Annotated in this window: 1 pseudogene; it reads right to left on the bottom strand. The window is 64.1% G+C overall.

Annotated features, from left to right (window positions below):
• Window positions 1-154: 154 nt before the first annotated feature.
• Window positions 155-826: pseudogene (locus SOQ14_RS14380) on the bottom strand (ParB/RepB/Spo0J family partition protein); the annotation flags it as partial.
• Between the last annotated feature and the right edge of the window lie 44 nt (window positions 827-870).

Here is an 870-nt window from a genome sequence, read left to right as displayed (position 1 = left end):
ATGCAAGGCGAAGCATGGGATTGCGCGGCAGGCGCGATGCTCACCTATCGCGATGCGCAAGGCGCACTCACCCTGCCCCTGCCCGCGCTGCCCGGTGCACATCAGAGCGCAAATGCGGGCCTTGCGATCGCCATGCTGCGGCATTGGTGGATTTGCGGGTGAGCTTGCGCACCAACATCTCAACCTCACGCACCGAAAGATTGTCGCGCACGGCAATATCGGCAAGCTCGGCGGCATCCTCGCGCCCGATCAGCGCGCGGGCATGACCCATCGTCAGCTGGCCCTGCTCGACCAGATCAAGCACGGCATCGGGCAAGTGAAGCAGGCGCTGGAGATTGGCGACATGGCTGCGCGATTTATCCACAAGCCGTGCAATTTCGGCCTGAGTCAGGCCTTCATCATCAGCAAGCCTTTGATAAGCCTTGGCTTCTTCGATAGGATTGAGATCTTCGCGCTGGAGATTCTCGATCAGCGCCAGCGCCATCACCTCGCGCTCGTCCAGCGTGCGCACCAAAGCGGGGATTTCGTGGAGCCGCGCCTTCTGCGCCGCGCGCCAGCGCCGCTCGCCCGCCACCAACTGGTATTGGCCCGGACCCACCGGGCGCACGATAATCGGCTGGATCACGCCGCGCGCCGCGATCGAAGCTGCAAGCTCATCCAGCGCGGCTTCATCGAAATGCTTGCGCGGATTGCCCGGCAGCGGCTTGATCGCGGCAACCGCAATCATCCGCAGCGGGGAGGCATTCGCTCCGCTCTCCGGGATGGCGGCACCGCTGGTGTCACGATCGACCACCAGAGGCTCTTCCCGACGGGTTTCGCCGAGCAGCGCGCCAAGGCCGCGTCCGAGCTAAKCTTTTGCTTGTSGGCAAG

Source organism: Erythrobacter epiphyticus, assembly GCF_034653295.1.
Taxonomy (GTDB): domain Bacteria; phylum Pseudomonadota; class Alphaproteobacteria; order Sphingomonadales; family Sphingomonadaceae; genus Erythrobacter.
The sequence above is the reverse complement of the archived record's forward strand: the minus strand, read 5'-3'. Positions and strand labels throughout refer to the sequence as shown.